The organism is Pedobacter sp. MC2016-24 (genome assembly GCF_015223055.1).
Lineage (GTDB): Bacteria > Bacteroidota > Bacteroidia > Sphingobacteriales > Sphingobacteriaceae > Pedobacter.
The window spans coordinates 142,953-161,507 of sequence record NZ_JADFBX010000009.1 but is presented as its reverse complement, the minus strand read 5'-3'; the positions used below and the strand labels follow the sequence as shown (position 1 = coordinate 161,507).

At 38.1% G+C, this 18,555-nt stretch carries 12 protein-coding genes; 8 read left to right on the top strand and 4 right to left on the bottom strand.

Features of this window, described 5'->3' with window-relative positions:
- Positions 1–219: 219 nt before the first annotated feature.
- The 8 genes from IM797_RS19630 (at position 220) to IM797_RS19595 (ending at position 11,154) form a co-directional block, all read left to right on the top strand.
- Entirely contained in the window at positions 220–999 is a 780-nt protein-coding gene (locus tag IM797_RS19630; RefSeq protein ID WP_194128872.1) for a sensor histidine kinase, read from the top strand.
- Positions 1,000–1,011: 12 nt separating this feature from the next.
- Positions 1,012–1,785: a LytTR family DNA-binding domain-containing protein gene (locus tag IM797_RS19625; RefSeq protein WP_194128871.1), complete on the top strand. Its 774-nt coding sequence runs from the start codon at positions 1,012–1,014 to the stop codon at positions 1,783–1,785.
- A 106-nt stretch (positions 1,786–1,891) separates the two neighbouring features.
- Positions 1,892–2,536, top strand: coding sequence for an RNA polymerase sigma factor (locus IM797_RS19620; protein ID WP_194128870.1), 645 nt, complete (start codon positions 1,892–1,894; stop codon positions 2,534–2,536).
- A gap of 113 nt (positions 2,537–2,649) precedes the next feature.
- The gene (locus IM797_RS19615) at positions 2,650–3,729 is read left to right on the top strand and encodes a FecR family protein (RefSeq protein WP_194128869.1); all 1,080 of its coding nucleotides are present in this window, start codon (positions 2,650–2,652) and stop codon (positions 3,727–3,729) included.
- 184 nt (positions 3,730–3,913) lie between these two features.
- Positions 3,914–7,150 (top strand): SusC/RagA family TonB-linked outer membrane protein, encoded by a 3,237-nt coding sequence (locus IM797_RS19610; RefSeq protein ID WP_194128868.1) that lies wholly within the window; start codon positions 3,914–3,916, stop codon positions 7,148–7,150.
- 10 nt (positions 7,151–7,160) lie between these two features.
- On the top strand, positions 7,161–8,570 hold the full coding sequence (locus IM797_RS19605; RefSeq protein WP_194128867.1) for a RagB/SusD family nutrient uptake outer membrane protein: 1,410 nt from the start codon (positions 7,161–7,163) through the stop codon (positions 8,568–8,570).
- A 5-nt stretch (positions 8,571–8,575) separates the two neighbouring features.
- Complete coding sequence (locus IM797_RS19600; RefSeq protein WP_194128866.1) at positions 8,576–10,039, top strand: TlpA disulfide reductase family protein; 1,464 nt, start codon at positions 8,576–8,578, stop codon at positions 10,037–10,039.
- Positions 10,040–10,104: 65 nt separating this feature from the next.
- Positions 10,105–11,154 carry a TlpA disulfide reductase family protein gene (locus IM797_RS19595; RefSeq protein WP_194128865.1) on the top strand — a complete coding sequence of 350 codons (1,050 nt, stop codon included), beginning with the start codon at positions 10,105–10,107 and terminating at the stop codon, positions 11,152–11,154.
- Positions 11,155–12,413: 1,259 nt separating this feature from the next.
- On the opposite strand, the gene IM797_RS19590 is transcribed toward IM797_RS19595, so the two are convergent.
- The 4 genes from IM797_RS19590 to IM797_RS19575 form a co-directional block, all read right to left on the bottom strand.
- Positions 12,414–15,152: a heparinase II/III family protein gene (locus IM797_RS19590; RefSeq protein ID WP_194128864.1), complete on the bottom strand. Its 2,739-nt coding sequence runs from the start codon at positions 15,150–15,152 to the stop codon at positions 12,414–12,416.
- 1 nt (position 15,153) lies between these two features.
- Positions 15,154–16,044 (bottom strand): ROK family protein, encoded by an 891-nt coding sequence (locus tag IM797_RS19585; RefSeq protein WP_194128863.1) that lies wholly within the window; start codon positions 16,042–16,044, stop codon positions 15,154–15,156.
- 76 nt (positions 16,045–16,120) lie between these two features.
- Positions 16,121–17,137 (bottom strand): LacI family DNA-binding transcriptional regulator, encoded by a 1,017-nt coding sequence (locus IM797_RS19580; RefSeq protein WP_194128862.1) that lies wholly within the window; start codon positions 17,135–17,137, stop codon positions 16,121–16,123.
- A gap of 106 nt (positions 17,138–17,243) precedes the next feature.
- A complete protein-coding gene (locus tag IM797_RS19575; RefSeq protein ID WP_228098971.1) occupies positions 17,244–18,536 on the bottom strand; it encodes an alginate lyase family protein in 1,293 nt (430 codons plus the stop codon).
- Positions 18,537–18,555: the final 19 nt, after the last annotated feature.

The following is an 18,555-nucleotide window of genomic DNA, read 5'->3' as shown; positions in this document are numbered from 1 at the left end:
GGGTTACTGTTATATCTGATCATTGTGCTAATTAATCCCTATGAGCGAACTTATAACAGCTGGAGATTTTATTTACTTCGAGATTTTGCTTTAGAAATTACTTTCAGCATTGCTTATGCCACCGCATTATTTGAAACAGGCATCCAGCTTACCAGCTTACTTAATAAATGGTATTCCTGGGAAAATAGAATCAAAAGTAGATTTTCCATACAGTTGTGCATGCAGATTATAGCAATTTACCTTATCGTAAGTTTATTTTTCAACTTAAAATTCCCAGTTTACTTTGGATATGATGACCTTATGTTCAGGCAAGTCATCATCATAGGTATTATATTTTCCTTGCTGATCACAGCTGTATTTGCTACCGAATATTTTTTTTACAGGTGGAACGACGCAAAATTAAAAGCCATGGAAATGGAACAGCACACAACTCAGGCACAGCTGGAGGCACTAAAATTACAACTTGATCCGCATTTTCTGTTTAACAATTTAAGTACTGTAACTGCTTTAATAGAAGATGAACCTTCCACAGCAATTGCATACATTACTAAGCTCTCCTCAATTTACCGTTATATGCTGACAAATAGAGCCAGGAATGTGATCTCATTGCAAGACGAAATAGCCTTCATCAAAACTTATTTATTTCTATACCAAATCAGATATGGTGCGGGTATTCAAGTACACATTGGAGAGACTATGTCGGCACCAGAAATAAGCCTCCCACCGCTTACATTACAGTTGCTGATTGAAAATGCAATCAAACACAATGTATTTAGCAACGAGGCGCCACTGAACATACATATCTATTTTCCCGACGAGAAATCGATCGTCGTAGAAAATAACAGGCAACCTAATCCTCGAGCGAAAACAAGTACAAATATGGGTCTTAACAATATCTTCGAGAGGTACCTACTAATGAATCAGCCTACTCCTTTTATAACGGTTGATGATCACTTTTTCCGAGTAAAAATTACTTTGATAAATCCTGATAATAATTAAAATGAAAAAGCTATGCAGAGCGTGTTAATCATAGAAGATGAACTTCCAAATGTCAAAAGACTTCAAAAAATGCTGAACACAATAGACAGCACAATCAATATAATCGCAACCCTTCAAACTGTTCAGTCCAGTATCAAATGGTTGCAATCAAATCAACAACCCGATATTATCTTTATGGACATCAGGCTAACAGATGGCTTGAGTTTTGAAATCTTCAATCACATCAGCATAACTGTTCCAGTCATATTCATAACTGCTTATGACGAGTATGCGTTGAAAGCTTTTGAGGTTAATGGAATAGACTATTTACTAAAACCTCTTGAAGCGGAAAAACTCGAAAAAAGCATCCGAAAAGCAAGATCTTTTTACGGATTTGAAAGTAATGAACGGATAATTCAAATGATGCAAAACATACAGCTCAAAAAGCCAATTTATCGTTCGCGATTTCTAATACCCTATAGAGACACATTTCAACTTATTTTAACACAAGAGATCGCGTATTTTACTTCTGAAAACAGATCGACCTTCCTTGTGATGCTGAATGCGAAACGCCTTATCATAGATCAGCCGTTAGAACTGCTTGAAAAAGAACTTGATCCGAAATCATTTTTCAGGATCAGCCGCCAGTACATCATCTCTATAAAATCAATTCAAAAAATATCTCAGTCATTTAACGGACAACTCAAACTTGAACTGAATCCTGCAACAACTGAGGCAATACTGATGAGCAGAGAAAAATCTACGATGCTTAAGACATGGTTGAATAATCCCTCAGCAAACGATTGACATACCATGTACTATACAAAAAAATCAAATACAATTTTTTCGAAGAAATTTTCCATTACATGTTGAGGTCAATAACACAATGTAAATAAATTGTTATATTTGATTTATGGGGTCTCCCGATGAAAGCAGGAAAACATGGAACGAATTTTTGAAAGGTGATCAACAAGCCTTATTAAAGCTTTACCAGCTTTATTATGTGAATTTAATGAACTATGGGGCCAAGATGACTAATAACAGGGATTTCACAAATGACTGTTTGATGGATATGCTGATAGATTTGTGGGATAGGCGGGAAAGCCTACCTACTGTAGATAATATTAGGGCTTACCTTACAACTTGCTTACGCAGAACCATTACCGGTAAATATAAGCACATAAAATGGCAAAACTCAAAACATCCTGATATTGCACTTGAAAATCAGCTATTTGAGGCTCCGTATGAAGACTATTTAACCTCATTACAGACAAATGTTAATGTAACAAACATCATCCTGAAAGGCCTTGATAAACTGACCGACCGTCAAAAGCATTTGCTACGGTTAAAATTCTTTGACAACCTTAACTATGATGAGATTGCAGAAATCTGTGGTATTACAAAAAGAACTGCATATAATATCATACATGATTCTTTAAAAATTTTGAAGGTATATCTGATAGCAAATAAGATTAATCCATCTTCTCTCGACATAACATTTACGCTAATTTGCGTTTTTCTTGCTCTTGAAGAGGTCATAAACCACAGCAGAAACTAGGCCTCAATCTCATAAAAAGTCTCATTTTTCTGTATTTATAAGATTTTTTTTAAAAAAAACAAAATTCTCATAGTAAATCCGACATTCTATTTCCTCTTAACAAAAAACAAGGTATGGAATATTTGGATTTTGAAATTGAAGATTTTTTAATTGATGATACATTTCAGCAATATTGTCTTGGCTCAAATCCAGAGAGTACTAAATTTTGGAGGAATTGGTTAAATGAAAACCCTGAAAAAAAAGTGGTCGCGGACAAAGCGCGAGACATGTACTTTTTGCTTAATGGAAATCTTACCTCAAGATCCTATAAAATACATTACGATACTTTTTCGTTAAAACTAGCGAACCATAACCATCGACAAAAAAATTGGTTTTCGCTTCAGTTAAGCAAATCGAAATCCACTATAGCTTCTGCCGCTGTGGTTATGATTATTTTATTTGCAGGTTTGTTATACTGCTTTTATTTACCTGGCAAACTACAGAACCAGAATCTAACTGTACTTAGCAATAAAGCAGGAGAAAAAAGAACTTTTACACTACCCGACGGTACTATTGTAATACTGAATAATGATAGTGAACTTAGTTATCAAAAAAGTTTCAATCAAAAAGATAGAATAGTAAAACTTAGTGGCGAAGCATATTTCGAGGTCGTTCACGACAAATACAAAGTTTTCAGGGTGCACACAAAAATGCTAGAAATCAAAGATTTGGGCACAATTTTCAACGTAAAAGCATATCCTAACGATAAATATACTGAAGCATCACTTATCGAAGGCTCAATCGAACTCAAAGTAATAAACAGCCCTTCAGCGAGAGTCATATTGAAACCAAAAGAAAAAATACTAGTAGATAATCAATCTACCACATCAGCGAATGAACACAAGAACTCAAAGACAAACACGCCCGAAGCATATAAAATAACCACCACGACAGAAAATCCTTTGGTGAAAACCATAACAGAAATAGACTGGGTCAGCAGTAGATTGACTTTCAACGACGAAAACTTTGACAGCATATCAAAACGTTTGGAAAGATGGTATGGTGTTAAAATCATCTTTGAAAATAACGCAATAAAGACCTACCGATTTGTTGGCACATTTAACAATCAAAATCTTATTGAAGTATTAAATATACTAAAATTGTCCAATGATTTTAACTACAGAAAGGAGGGAAACTCGATTATAATTTACTAACCCGAACAAAGAAAGGAGGAATACAGTGTACTCCCCCTATCAGATTTAATCCAATCAAGCAGGTGTTCAATTGGCGTTGCTGCCTGCTTAATATCAACTTATTAAACCCTTTGTAAATATGCAAAAAAAAACCAAACGGTGCGTACGACTTTGTCTTGCGGCCCTAAGTAACACATTATTCATAATGAAGCTATCATTCGCGATTTTAGTTATCACATGTATGCAGCTTTCGGCGAAAGTTTATTCCCAGGATGAACGAATTGACGTGAGTGTAAAAAAGTTCCCATTAAGCCGCGTGCTTGCACAGATAGAACACAAATCACCTTATAAATTTGTTTACAGTCCAAATATATTTCCTGCTTCGATGCTAGTAGATGCACAGTTCAAGGAAACTAAAATATCAGTAGTTTTAGACGAAATACTGAGAAATACCGGGTTCTCTTTCAAAGTTGTTGATGACAATCTAATCGTTATTGCGCGTACAAAACAAAATCAGCAACTTATCTCAGTCAGGGGGAAAGTAACAGATCAAAATGGACAAGGCATGCCTGGTGTAACCGTTATGGTTAAGGGAACAAAACAGGCGACAATAACAACCAGTGAAGGAACATACGAACTTGTAACAGAACCCAATAATAAAATAACTTTCTTCTCTGTCGGCTACAAAACAAAAGAAATTGCCATAAATGGTAGAAACATTTTAAACGTTCAACTGGAACAAGACATCACAAAGCTAGATGAAACTGTAATTATTGGATACGGAACTACAACCAAACGTTTCAATACTGGACAAATGACAAGTGTTTCCGCGGAGCAAATCGCGCAGCAACCGGTTACAAATGTGATCCAAGCACTGCAGGGCTTAGTACCTGGACTATCAGTAGTTCAGAATAACGGATATGCAAGTGGCAGGTTTGATATCAACATACGGGGTAAAAAAGACTTTTTCGGAAGTTCTACAACCCCTAGTAATCCTTTGGTGATTGTAGACGGTGTTCCACTTCCTACCAGCTATGGTGACATCAATCGTGTTGGATTGAATCAAAATAATATTTTCGGTGCAAATAGTGGACAAAATCCATTTTTTGGTATCAATCCAAATGATATTCAAAGCATTGACGTGCTAAAAGATGCAGACGGTACGGCAATTTATGGATCAAGAGGCGGAAATGGAGTTATCCTGATTACAACAAAGAAAGGGAAATCTTCTCAGAGCGGTCTAACTATTAATGCATACACAGGCATAACCGCGCGTCCAAAGACAATTGAGCTGCTCAGTACAAAACAATATATGGAAATGCGCAGAGAGGCGTTCAAAAATAGTGGCATCCCCCCCTCAGCATCTAATGCCCCTGACCTATTTAATTATGATACTACACGCAATGTAAACTGGCAGAAAGTGCTTGGTGCAAGATCGGTAAGTTCAGATGCTGAAATCGGTTATCAGGGCGGAAATGCGCTAACCAATTTCCGCTTCAATGGAGCTTACCACCGTGATGGAATTCCAGTTCCATCGGGAATGCCTAACAACTATAACAGCCAAAGGATCTCCGGCTCTCTTGCCCTGAATCACAGCTCTGCGGACAAAAGATTTACCTCAAACATCATACTCAATTATTCTAACACGAACGAAACAACTCCTTCAGGAAGCTTTTACCAATACTATCTACCGCCAAATGGTCCGGATATTTTGGACTCAAATGGTAAGCTTAACTTTAGTCAATGGGGATCTAGTTTTCCTTATAGTTTCACCACACTATTTCAAAAATATAATGCCAATACCAACAACTTCTCTTCAAACGTTGTACTGAATTATAATATTATAAAAGGACTAAATGCGACAGCAAGTATGGGTTATTCCAATACCGCTATGACACAATTTGGCGCATACCCAGGTTCTACACAATATTCTGGGGCACCGGCAACAGCCTCTCAGGCTCAGTATGGCAACAACACCGTAAAAAACTGGATCATCGAGCCAAGGCTGGAATACAGACGTAGCATAGCAAAAGGAGAGATGGAAGTTACGGCCGGAGGAACCCTTACAGAGAGCACCGTAAACGGCTCATCACTTACAGGATCTGGCTACGTCAATGAAAACCTTTTGGAAAATCAGGGTGCAGCAAGTTCCCTGTTCACGACTACAAATTATTCTCAATATCGTTTTCAAGGATATTTCGCCAGGATTAACTACAACTGGAACAGAAAATACGTACTGAACATTGCAGGACGTAGGGATGCATCATCCCGTTTCGCCGCCGGAGACCAATGGGGAAATTTCGGATCATTGGGTGCAGCATGGCTGTTTTCTGAAGAGAACTTTATTAAAAATACGATGCCATTTATAAGTTTTGGTAAATTAAGAGCTAGTTATGGATCTACTGGTAGCCCTACTTCCAACGATTATCAATACCTTTCTTTATACTCAACATCAAGTATCTACGACAATACAACTACGCTTTCGCAAAATCAAGCCTACAATCCAGGTTTCAAATGGCAGATAAACAAAAAATCTGCTGCTGGAGTAGAATTAGGTTTATTTAAGGACCGACTATTTCTAACGGTCGACTGGTATGAAGAGCGAGGTGGTAACCAGCTGGTTAGTTATCCATTCCCAGGCTATATTGGACTTTTCCCGATTATACAAAACTTACCTGCAGTTATTGAAAATAAAGGATGGGAATTTACTTTGCAAACAAACATTCTTAAAAAGAAAGATTTTCAATGGGTTATGAACATAAATATGGGAATAAACAAAAATAAACTTTTGTCCTTCCCAGGCATAGCGCTCACCTCTTACAACAGTCAATATGTTGTCGGCCTTCCACTAAACATTAAAAAGGTTTACCATTATACTGGTGTAGATGCTAAAACAGGCTTGTATACATTTGAAGACAAAACAGGAGATGGCATTCTGAATATAGATGACCAGTATAATCTGGATCTAACCCCTAAATTTTCGGGAGGAATGACACAGAATCTAACCCTTAAAAACTGGCACCTGAGTATGATATTCTCTTATGCGAAACAAAAAGGCACCTATTCACTTACTAATGGATTAGCCGGAGATGCAAGAAACCAACCCGTAACAGTTTTGAGTAGGTGGCAAAAAGCAGGAGACATTACCAATGTACGCAAATTCACTACATCCTCTGGTGCTGACGTATTTAACTATCAGCAATCTGATGCACAGATTAATGATGCCTCCTATATAAGACTCCAGAATGTGTCGCTGTCCTATGCCTTAAAAAAACAGTTGTTGGAAAAAACTCATCTTAAAGGAATGCGCATATACATCAATTGCCAAAACCTATTTACAGTTTCGCCATTTAAAGGCTACGATCCTACAAATCCATACCTATCTAATAATAATTTTCCTGCACCAAGTATTTACACCGCAGGTTTTCAATTAAACTTATAAAAAAATTTATATGAAATCTAAAAAATCACACCTGATGGTCTTGGTGTTAAGTGCTATATTTATCTTTTTTAACACCGGATGTAACAAATTCACGGAAATACCCGGACCAATAAACAAAGTCGAATCCAGCCTCGTTTACAAAGATGATGCAAGTGCTAACTCAGCAGTACTAGGTATCTATTCCTCGTTAAATTCAGGATCTCTATTGACCGGGAATCTGTCTGCATATGCAGGCTTAAGCGCCGATGAGCTTAACAGATACAACCCTACTGACGCATATACGCAGTTGATGAATAACAACATAGCAACGGATAATACATATACACAATCAATTTGGAATTCCGCCTATAGTGTAGTTGCCGCAGCAAATGCCTGTATTGACGGATTATCGGCTTCAACAAGCTTGACTCCGTCCAGCAAAAACCAATTCCTCGGTGAGTCTAAATTCCTAAGGGCTTACGCTTATTTCTACTTAACGAACCTTTTTGGAGAAGTACCTATGCTTACTGTTAACAATTGGCAACAATACGCTACAATTGGAAGGACTGCACAGGCAGCAGTTTATCAACAAATTATACAAGATTTAACTGACGCACAAAGTTTGCTACCTCCAAGCTATTCATCCGGAAATAAAAGAGCGAACAAATGGGCGGCCTCAGCGCTGATGGCAAGGGTAAATTTGTATCAACAAAATTGGACAGATGCTGAGACCAAAGCAACGCTGGTAATCAGTAACTCACAGCTATACAATAAACCATTAGAAACGCTAAACAGTGTTTTTCTAATAAATAGTAAAGAATCGATATGGCAAATTGAACCTGTATCCTATTACAAAAATCCACAGGAGCTCATCCTAATATACTCATTTGGTCAACTGTATTATTTCGTATCAGATCAACTCTTCAGTGCTTTTGAGAACTCAGATCTCAGAAAAACCACATGGCTGTCACAGACTGTTATAGGTGGTAAGACATATTATTACCCCTTTAAATATCAGTCGAACTCCTATACACAAACTACTCCCATGGAGTACCACACACCATTGCGCCTGGCAGAACAATATTTGATCAGAGCAGAAGCCAGAGCTCATCAGAATAACATTGACGGAGCAGTCAGCGATTTGAATGTTGTGCGTATCAGAGCCGGCCTTTCCGGTTTAATTTCGGCAGGGATGAACATGAACCAGTGCCTGGCAGCTGTAGAAAAAGAAAGAAGAGTTGAACTTTTTGGAGAATGGGGCCATCGCTGGCTTGATTTGAAAAGAACTCTTAGCTTAACCAGTAGCGATAAGACAAGAGCTGACGATATCCTAGGAAGTCTAAAGGGCAGCAACTGGCAATCAAATGACCAACTGTATCCGATTCCAGCCGCTGACATCAAGTTGAATACAAATCTTGGACAAAATTTAGGATACCAATGAAAAACATGAAACTTAAAAGCTTAATTTATCTACTAGTGATGGCCTTCCCGGCCATCACTATTGCACAACAAGATTTTGTATTACAAGGCTCTTTAAACACCTTAAAAAACAAACCATCTGCGGTCTACCTGAAGGATATGGAAGATAACAATACCTTTTATAAGGTTGCTGTTGTTAACGGAAGCTATACCATTAGGGGGAAACTAAATGGGCCTACCCAATTTAACATCTTACCAATATACACAGGAATAAAAGCAAAACCAGATGATGCAAATGAAGTTTTGTTCATCTTTCTAGAGAAGGGGAACTTCCGCATCATTCATAAAGATAAGTTCAGCAATTTAAAGGTAAGCGGATCGGCTGCTCAAAAAGATTACGAATCGCTGAATTCTATGATCACCCAGAAGACATTATCCGGTTATCCAGATAGTGTAGTTAATGAACTTAATGGAGAATTTGTAAGAAAAAACCCATCTTCCCGGATCGCTGTATATGCGCTAAAAAAATATGTTCAGAAGAGAAAAAGTGACACTACGGGTACGGTCAATTATGATAACGTCCCTCTCAGTATCAAAAATGCTTATCTCCTATATAACGGTCAAACAAATATTTATAAGGCTCTCCCTCTTTTCGAGAAATTGTCAAGTACACTTAAAGCTTCAAGTGCAGGACAGGATTTGTTTAAAAAAATTGAATATGCAAAAGTCGATCAACGTTCAATCAAATACAGAAAGAAGCTAGATAGCCTGGTTAGGCTGCATACAGCAGCGGTAATGCAGAGTGACCCTGTAAGAAAAAGCGATATTGAAATACAACTCAAGACGACTCAGATTAAGATGTACACTGAAGTATACATCGCTTACATTAAAAAAAATCCATCGTCACCAATAGCAATGAAGTTATTACAGAGGATCAGTGGTGATAATTTTGACGATCCAGAGCAGGCGAGCTTTGTCTATAAGTTACTTTCAGACAGCATAAAAAACAGCAGCCCGGGACTTGAATTTAAATCAAGGTTATCTATTGCCTTAAAAACTGCAATAGGACAAATTGCACCAAATTTCAGCCAACCGGACAGTATCGGACGTCTGATCTCATTGTCATCTTACCGGGGAAAGTATATTTTAATTGATTTCTGGGCAAGTTGGTGTAAACCCTGTCGTGAAGAAAACCCTAACATGCTGAAGGTGTATCATAAGTACAAAGACAAGGGATTTACAATTTTAAGTATCTCTTTGGACACAAATAAAAACAACTGGTTAAGAGCCGTCCATCAGGATAACCTACCCTGGACACAATTATGTGATTTGAAACAAAAAAACGAAGCCGCTAAATTATACGACATCCTTGGCATCCCCGCAAATCTTCTTATTGACAAAGAAGGCAAGGTCGTGTCTAAAAATTTATTTGGAGAACTTCTTGACAGAAAAATTAGTGAGCTAACAGCAACTGAAATAGACCACAATTAAGGTTTGCAATAACTCGTTCTACATTTAAAAAACTACAAAAAGTCAACTAAAAAAATCAAATATCCATGAAAAAAATAAAAAAAATCACATTATTACTTTTAATACTTATTGTTTCAGGCTATTCGATTGCAACAGCACAAAAAAAATCGAATTTTCCATTAGTAGATACAAGAAATATAAAAATAGGGCAAATTGCTCCCAACGTTTCATTTCAGGATGGGCAAGATAAAAAAATAAACCTAGCGGACTATAAGGGCAAAATAATTGTGCTTGATGTCTGGGCAACATGGTGCTCACCATGTATTGCTGGAATGCCTATGATAAATTCACTTTATAAAGAAAACAAAGATGATGTCGTTATGCTGGCCATTTGCAGTGCTGATAAAAAAGAAAATTTCACAAGGTTTGTAAAAGATAATGCCAATAAGTTTGATTTTAAATTTCTTTTCGATCCTACCGGACTGAAGCCTTCCACGTCGGATTTCAGAACCCTTTACGGCATAAATGGTTTTCCGACAACGATGGTTATAGATAGAGGTGGTTTTGTTGCAGGCTATTGTTTCAATCATGAAGAGATAAAAGCATGCATCCAAGATATAAAATCGCAAGAAAAGCAAAGTCTAAGCATTCAGGACGTGATCAATGATAATCGGAATGGAAAATATGCTGAAGCATACCAAAAAAGTCATTCTATAGTCACCAATAACGAATCAGAAAAAAATGATCTTGTTTATACTCAGATTGAGTCACTACTTTATTTGGACCAAAATAAGGCTATCGAGCTAAGCAAAAAAAGATGCATGGAAAATCATTATAATTACCAGTTCATCTCCAACCTGGGAAGTTTAATCGCACAATCAAAGGAGCGTTCTAAATCTAGTTATGTTTACGGAGCAGAAGTATTAATTAAAGTTAGTGAGAAAGCTCCTGCTGATGAAAATTTCCTCATCATTTATGACCTTACCGGACGTTGTTTTTATAATGCGGGAGATTTAAGACAGGCAGTATTATATGCAAATAAATCTCTTTCCGAGGCAAAGAAAAACAAGGTATCGGCAGTTACAACTACCTACCTAGAAGGTATTTTAGCTAAATACAAAAATAAAAAACAGTAAGATTAGATACCATACTTTGGCTAAACTTTATAAAAGGTGTTCAAATATGTTTAAAACATATTTGAACACTATGAGATAAAAAAAGGGTACATTATCTTTTTAAAATCAAATCTGGCATTTATGAATAGTCATTAAGTACAATTTTGTTACCGAAATGGCTCAGTAAATTCTACCGAAAAACCTTTCATGATTTCAACTGACTTGCTTAAGAACTCAATTCCTTTAATATTCGAGTCGTCCTAAGCTTTCTGCACATCATCAACCGTCAGCCATATCGCAAGCTGTACATGATCTTATTTACGCATAATAATTGCCGCTTTAACATCTACATCTTTGAAATCAAAATACTTTTTCGAAGAAGTCAAAATTTATTTCCATACCAAGTTGATTCTGGTTAAATTCTTTTACAAAATTAAAATTAGGAATACGCAAAAAAAGTTGCCATAATATTTTATAAAACTCATAATACTTCTGACTTTATTTGTGACAGGTCAAGGCTAAGTAGTGTAAATTATTCCCTGACCTTTTTTAGTAGTAAAATAATGTTTCCCTGCAGGTTCTGTACGTTGTATCCATCCTTGACGAATAAACATACCTGGGAAAATTGTACCTAGCTTAACTCCAAGGCGATGACAACAAATTTTTCCGGGCTTTTAAATCATTTTTTTTCGACCAATTAATAATTCTATTTAGTTAGTGCTAAATTAGATGAAATCGATAAAAAACATATCCTTCATCAATTTAAAAAATGATCTAAACCAATTTTAGAAATTTATTTATTGAAATCATAATTCAAAATCCAATGCACTGGAGAGGAATAAAGAATGATAAATAAAATATAACTAATGAGCATCTTATTCTGTAGCCTTGCGAGTTAAGACTTGCCAACCTCTTTTAGTTTTTATCAAAACACTTGCAAATTATATTATTATCCTTTTTTCACCGATCTTTTGAATTTCCCCAATCTTCCAACTCTACTGCAATGTAGCGCCGGAAGCCTCGAGGCAGGAATTACCAATTGGTTCTTAAACTTAAAAAATGTGTAGTAGGTTTTTAGGTTAAATATGAATTTCTTTAAAGGTTACAAGCCTGCCGCGACAGGATGACCATATTGGTAAAGGGAAGCTTACATCGACAAAGTACTTTGACGAGGCTGAGATAGCAAAAAAAGATTTTTGATAAAAAACCGGACTTTGAATTGTTAAAAGTCCGGTTTTTCACATCAACAGCTAACAAACTTATTTCAAATAAAATTCTTCTCAAAAGTCAATTTTTTGGTAAGACAACTTATCAAACTTAAATTCTCTCCCTTTACTATTTGTAATCAATACTGGAGCTTCGCAAGTGAAATAATATTCGCCATTTTTATAGCTCAGTACCGCCGAAGTCTTTTCTTTGGCAATTATTGAAATGCCCTTTCCCCTCAATTCGATACCATTTCCGAGGAAAAGCGTATAATCTTTATTTTGCTCAGTTACTAAGGCGTAAGTAGCATTGGCCGACATGTCCTTATATGATACTACTTCATCCTTTAGCGATGAGAAAATATAATCCGTTCTGCCAGTTTTACTTTTGACGATGAGGCCTACAAAATCAGCGGATATATGATCTGGTGTAAACGAAGAAATCGATTCAATAGATCTACCCTCTTTTTCAGTGGTTGGCTCAAAAACAGAAACAAAAGGGTGATTCCATGCCTCACCATGCTGACGTGCGGCGATCGTTAAAAACGGAGCCTTTTCAACATCATAAGGAAGTCCGTTTCCTTCTTTCCGGAAGGCCTTGGTAGGGGGCGATTTGATGGAAAACACTTCCCTTCCCGGGTAACCTTTCATCCAGAGATTCATATAAACGTGGTTGCTGTCAGGCATGACTATTTTCCATTCGGCCCTGTAATCTTTATCGGTAGTTATCGACTTTTTATCCCACATGTAATCTAATGCGAACAGATGTCCACCTGCAAAAGCCATTTCTTCACTCGGCTCTAGCGCTAGGGGATGATTGATAACATCGGTTATTTTCATTTCCTGCCCAAGGTTGTGGTAAAAATAATCATGAAATTTATCACCCTGACGTTGTTTCTTTGAACGAAAAATATCCACGTAATAGCCAGTTGATCCACTAGTCCGTACGATACTTAAGAAACGATTTTGATCGCTCCTACTCTCCGGTTCTAAAAAGTAGACATCAGAAAATGTAATATCTCCATAATAACCTTCTTTTTGCATCGGCCTCGGGTAACAGCTTAACAGATCAAAAGCATGATTACTGAGCATTTCCGGATAAGCGGATATGCCATCTACCATTACGGTATTGTGTGCAGGAAACTGAGAATAGTATTCCTTATAATCCGGTTGAAAATAGGTAGATCCGATACCCGATTCCGCCCCCTGTACAATGCCTTTTCCATATAATTCTATGGACACCCCGTTCGCATGCATATGGTTCCCGAATGATGCATTCTGGGAAATCATCATGCCGTTCTTTTTGTCGTCATACCCGCTTCGCTGCACAAACCAGCTTACGTTAGGCGCATAAAATGTCTGCGTAACGAAATCCCGGATTTTTCCTGATGTTACTTGTTTATCCAGCTTCAGCGGCTTGCTGGTAAAAAAAGAAGCTACCTGAGGTGCAAGATTACCCGTAACCAACTTTCCTTCAGCAGCATTAGGATCGAACAAACGATACATTCTGGTAAACGTCGTTTCATTTTCTTTTTGTTTATACTTTTGAGCCATCCTGATCATATCGCTAAAAGCTTCTGTATAAATCGGTCCATAATGGGTATCGCCAAAGGCAGTAATGTGTCCGTTGGGGAACAAGTATTGCGGCAGCATTTCGACCGCTTTAACCATGACAGGCGTGTAAGGCAACAGATTTTGGTTAAAGGTATTGTCATAATCACGGATAAAATTTGTCAGATCTTTGGTCACCCCCTGCGAATAACCAGGTGATTCGGCCCAGACACCAGTATTTTCATCATACCCATATTGCATAAATTTGGTCAGTGACCATTGACGAGCGGAGTTCTTGTTCAGGATATAATCAATATAATACTCACGCCCTTTTCCATCTGCATATTTTTTGTTTTCCTCCAGTACCATCGCTACTTTCAGGATAAATTTGGCCTGATGCAAATTCCAGTTATTCTGCGGAACACCATTTTTAATAGTGATGTCTATCCACTTCTTTAATGTAACCTCATATTTATCTGTTTTGTTCTTATATTTTGAGCTTACATATGGATACAGGAAATCATACAGATAGGCAAGCTCATTTAAAATGCGCTCCTGTATGACTTCAAATGTTGATAGACCAACCAATGTTTGAGCATGGCTGTTGTTTAAATCAACAGGCTCATTTCGGTAATACATCCCCATCATATAGGTATCAAAAATAGCGTAGGCAAACTTTGCGTACTTTTCATCACCGTAAAGCCAGTATATAAAAGCAGCATCTTTCCCCAATCCCATAATCTGTTCGTTAATGCTTTCTATACCTGAGGCATTGGCTTGTTCACCCCATTCCAAAGGCATACCAGCCTTTTTTGTGTTATGAAAATAAACGCCTTTGGTGTCATCCATGTAAGGGATGATGTCTTCCAGCTTTGGTCTGCTGTATACACTAGCCTGCCCCCTGCTACTACCAAAACGAACAGTTGGTACAGGTGCCGTTCCATCTGCATGAGAATATACCCCCCCTTTAATATAGACATTTGTAGCTTTGCTTTTCCAATACATCATCAACCTGGAAGGCATCCAGGTTGGATCGGTAACGTGCTGATCAACATATTTATCAATTCGGCTTTTTATGCCATTCAAAACCTCCTGCGCCCATTTTTCGTGCTTAATCTGTTCCTGCACGATATGTTTACCACCCGCAGTAGTCATCAGCCTGGGATGGGTTTTAGGCAAATTAGCGGGCAAAGGGATGAGTTGTGCGCTAGTCACATTCGTGAGCAGTGCAGCAATGATAAGGGTATATATATATTTCCTCATGTCAACTTATTGTTTTTTCAGCCGGGGAATAATAGGCAGCTCCAAGCAGGGCGCCGGACTCCCAAAGCTCAGCAATTTTAAGCGGAGTTGTCAACCCATACTGGCTAAGCTTATATTTTACTTCATCCAGAAACAGTGGATGTGTTTTAGCGATGTTCCCTCCGATGACCACCACTTCAGGTTGTTCGGACTGTATAAATGACGCTAAAAATACCGATAAATTGGATGAAAATTCTGCAAATATCGTTTTAACCGCCGGTTCAAGCTGATATAAACTGACCAGCGCTTCCGTTCCATCTATTTTTTTACCGGTCAGCTCATGGTAGCGTTTCACAAACCATCGTGTAGAGATATAATCTTCCGCTATACCATCTTTAAAAGCAGAAACACCAAGGCAGGCATCTTTTGTGATCCCATCTATGCTAACCGCTGAACCCAACCCTGTACCAAGTGTGATTCCTATTGCCAAATTGTTTGTCCTGGCCGCTCCGCAAAAAACCTCTCCATGAAGAAAAGCTTCAGCGTCATTACGAAATAAAATGTTTTCAGGGACAATAGCGAGATGCGTGGCCAGGCATGATCTGATGTCCAAACCATAAAGAGATTCATATTTATTCATTCCTTTAATCAATGAAATACCACTTTCATAATCAAACGGACCAGGCATTGCCAGCCTTAAGTCTGAAACTCCTTTAGGAGCACCTGATATCACCTTTCTTAATACCTCAACCCAGGTACTGATAATTTCTTCCGCAGGCCCGTTAGAATTCACACGGCTCCGGACTCTTGATTCTTCCAGCACACATTGTTTTTCCAGGTCAATTAAAGCTGCGGTTATGTGTGAACCGCCTATATCTATCCCAACTATTAATCGTTTTTCAAAAAGAAGCATCTGTAATTATTTATTTTCTTTTAAGACACTTTAATTGGAAAGTTATACTCAAAAAAACGAATAATTTATTCATCCTTTACACTTTTGTGGAGTCCCTGATGATCAATTCGGCAGCCACCTCAATTTTTTCTAAAGTTTGCGTGCCGTCTTTAGCATCCAGCATTTTTAATAAAGCATTGATAGACTGCTGTGCCAATTTCTTGATCGGCTGGGCCACAGCCGTTACCGTTGGAGAATAAATATTAAAAACCTCGTGATCGTCAAAAGCAACAATCGCTACGTCCTGCGGGGTATGCATTTTCAACTGGTTCAGCGCCTTAATACCGCTGAAGGCCAGGTAATTTGTGGCAAAGAAAATAGCATCCACATCTTCGCTCTTCCTGATAAACTTTACCAGCTCTTTTACTTTTTGGTCAAAATCACTGGTGAAGGGGATCTTTTTAATTAGAGGCGCAAGATGAGCATCCGCAACTGCTTGCAAATAGCCTTCCCTGCGATCATGCATCTGGCTCTGATCAGAATCCAGTTCAACAAAAGCAATATTTTCAAACCCTTGGTCAGTCAGATACTTGGTAGCATCATAACTTGCCTTATAGTTATCAAGGATAACATAACTGGTATCTACTCCTTTCAAATACCTGTCGAACAGTACAACCGGCAGGCCATCGTCCAGCAACCCTTGCACATCCTTCTCGAGACCGGCAGGGGCTGTAATGATATAACCATCGACATGCCGCTCCCTGAACATACTGATCAGCTCCTGGGTTTTATGTAAATCATTATCTGTACTACAATAAATAATGCGGTATCCATGCTGATAGGCCAGTTCTTCTATATGATAAGCGACCTGCGCAAAGAAATAATCGGAGATGTTCTCAACCATCAGACCGATCATCATGGTTTTCCCTGTACTTAAACTCTTGGCCAGCTGATTGGGCTTATAGGCCCTTTGGGCTACATGTTTCATCACCTTTTCAGCAAGCTCATCACTGATCCGCTTCTCTTTTGCCTTACCGTTCAAGATAAAGGAAATGGTGGTCTTAGATATCTGCAGTTCATTAGCAATATCACGTATCGATAATCTTTTTGCCATTGCTATAGTTTATTTATCATGAGATGGGAGTATGTATAGGATATAAATGTAGCCATACTGTTTTACAACAGATGGCTACATTCGAATACGCAGAATTTATAAACTTTTATTTAGAATACATTAAAGTTCCGAAGCCAAGCTGATCATATCCCCCACTGTTGGGGCCATATTGACTACCTCCACCTTCTGGACGAACTTTCTCAGCAAAAAGCTGACTGTATTTAGCACCGACCCCTTTTACCTTCGCATAGTGGTTATATACAAGCTCCCAAGAAGGTCTGATATCTCCACGCGATACTGCAGAAACCTCGGTAAGAGTTTCAGAACTCGCGCAATTTGCATTGAAATATCTTACATAGGGGCTAAATGGAACCGTATAAGGGAAAGCCCCCCCTGCGTCTGTATAATTATATTTAGCCGTATACTCACATAAGGATAAAAATTTATTGTTTTTATATGAGAAAAGATCTTCACCCACATTGTACGCCATTTGACAAAATGAACCCAACAATGAAATCACTAAAACACCGTGGCCCTGATCTCTACCACTTTCCTGTCCCTGACCGAGTATCTCTCCATTTACATTGTGAGTAGCTGTTATGGCATTATCAATATTTCCATTGCCTACGCCCCTTTTAAAATAAGTGATGGCAAATTCTACCTTAGTCTTATCATCGGTCAAAATTCCTATAGCCATTAACGCGCACATATTTGCCGCATCCCAGTTTGTCCAGTAATGGGATGGACAGGTACCATTATGACGTTGCAGAAAATCTGAGGCTACAGGATAAAAAACATCTAGCATCCATTGTTTATAGATATTAAAATCAGCAGCTGCCCAGCCACTATAGCCTCTAACAAGTTCTGCCGCATTGGCAAAACTCAAACCATATATACCCGAGGCAAGCGCCTTATTGCTGTCTCCGCTTATCGACTTGCATACACGCGCCCAGGCATTTAAAATTTCTACTGCTTTAGCTGCGTACCGGTCATCACCAGATAATTTCCATTTTAATCCCATCTGGTACGCCGCATGCGAATCACGCATAGCATTTGAGTAATTATCTGCCTCAGGCTCCTCCAAGGAACCTCCCCCGCGAATCAGTTTTACCGTGGGGCTTGCTGTGTAGCTTAGACTTAGTAAAGTACTACTGTTCAATTTATCATAGCCATCCTTCCAAGGTGCCAGACCAGCATCAACCTTTGATTTTACAAAAGTAAAATCTGCTGCCGTATGCAGCATTCCCGGATGTGCAATCGCTAATTTCCCTGTAATAACCGGTTCATTAGTTTGTTCAGCTTGAGGATTCACCAGCTTGTAAAAGTCCTTCTTACAGGACATTGCCACCATAACCAAAAACACAACAGGAATAGCGACTTTAATAATATTTTTAATCATAACAAATATTTTAGTTTTC

Coding starts and splice junctions, on each gene's coding strand:
- IM797_RS19575 (WP_228098971.1), bottom strand. CDS start 18,536: ATGATTAAAAATATTATTAAAGTCGCTATTCCTGTTGTGTTTTTGGTT.
- IM797_RS19580 (WP_194128862.1), bottom strand. CDS start 17,137: ATGGCAAAAAGATTATCGATACGTGATATTGCTAATGAACTGCAGATA.
- IM797_RS19615 (WP_194128869.1), top strand. CDS start 2,650: ATGGAATATTTGGATTTTGAAATTGAAGATTTTTTAATTGATGATACA.
- IM797_RS19590 (WP_194128864.1), bottom strand. CDS start 15,152: ATGAGGAAATATATATATACCCTTATCATTGCTGCACTGCTCACGAAT.
- IM797_RS19600 (WP_194128866.1), top strand. CDS start 8,576: ATGAAACTTAAAAGCTTAATTTATCTACTAGTGATGGCCTTCCCGGCC.
- IM797_RS19630 (WP_194128872.1), top strand. CDS start 220: ATGCAGATTATAGCAATTTACCTTATCGTAAGTTTATTTTTCAACTTA.
- IM797_RS19610 (WP_194128868.1), top strand. CDS start 3,914: ATGAAGCTATCATTCGCGATTTTAGTTATCACATGTATGCAGCTTTCG.
- IM797_RS19595 (WP_194128865.1), top strand. CDS start 10,105: ATGAAAAAAATAAAAAAAATCACATTATTACTTTTAATACTTATTGTT.
- IM797_RS19585 (WP_194128863.1), bottom strand. CDS start 16,044: ATGCTTCTTTTTGAAAAACGATTAATAGTTGGGATAGATATAGGCGGT.
- IM797_RS19625 (WP_194128871.1), top strand. CDS start 1,012: ATGCAGAGCGTGTTAATCATAGAAGATGAACTTCCAAATGTCAAAAGA.
- IM797_RS19620 (WP_194128870.1), top strand. CDS start 1,892: ATGGGGTCTCCCGATGAAAGCAGGAAAACATGGAACGAATTTTTGAAA.
- IM797_RS19605 (WP_194128867.1), top strand. CDS start 7,161: ATGAAATCTAAAAAATCACACCTGATGGTCTTGGTGTTAAGTGCTATA.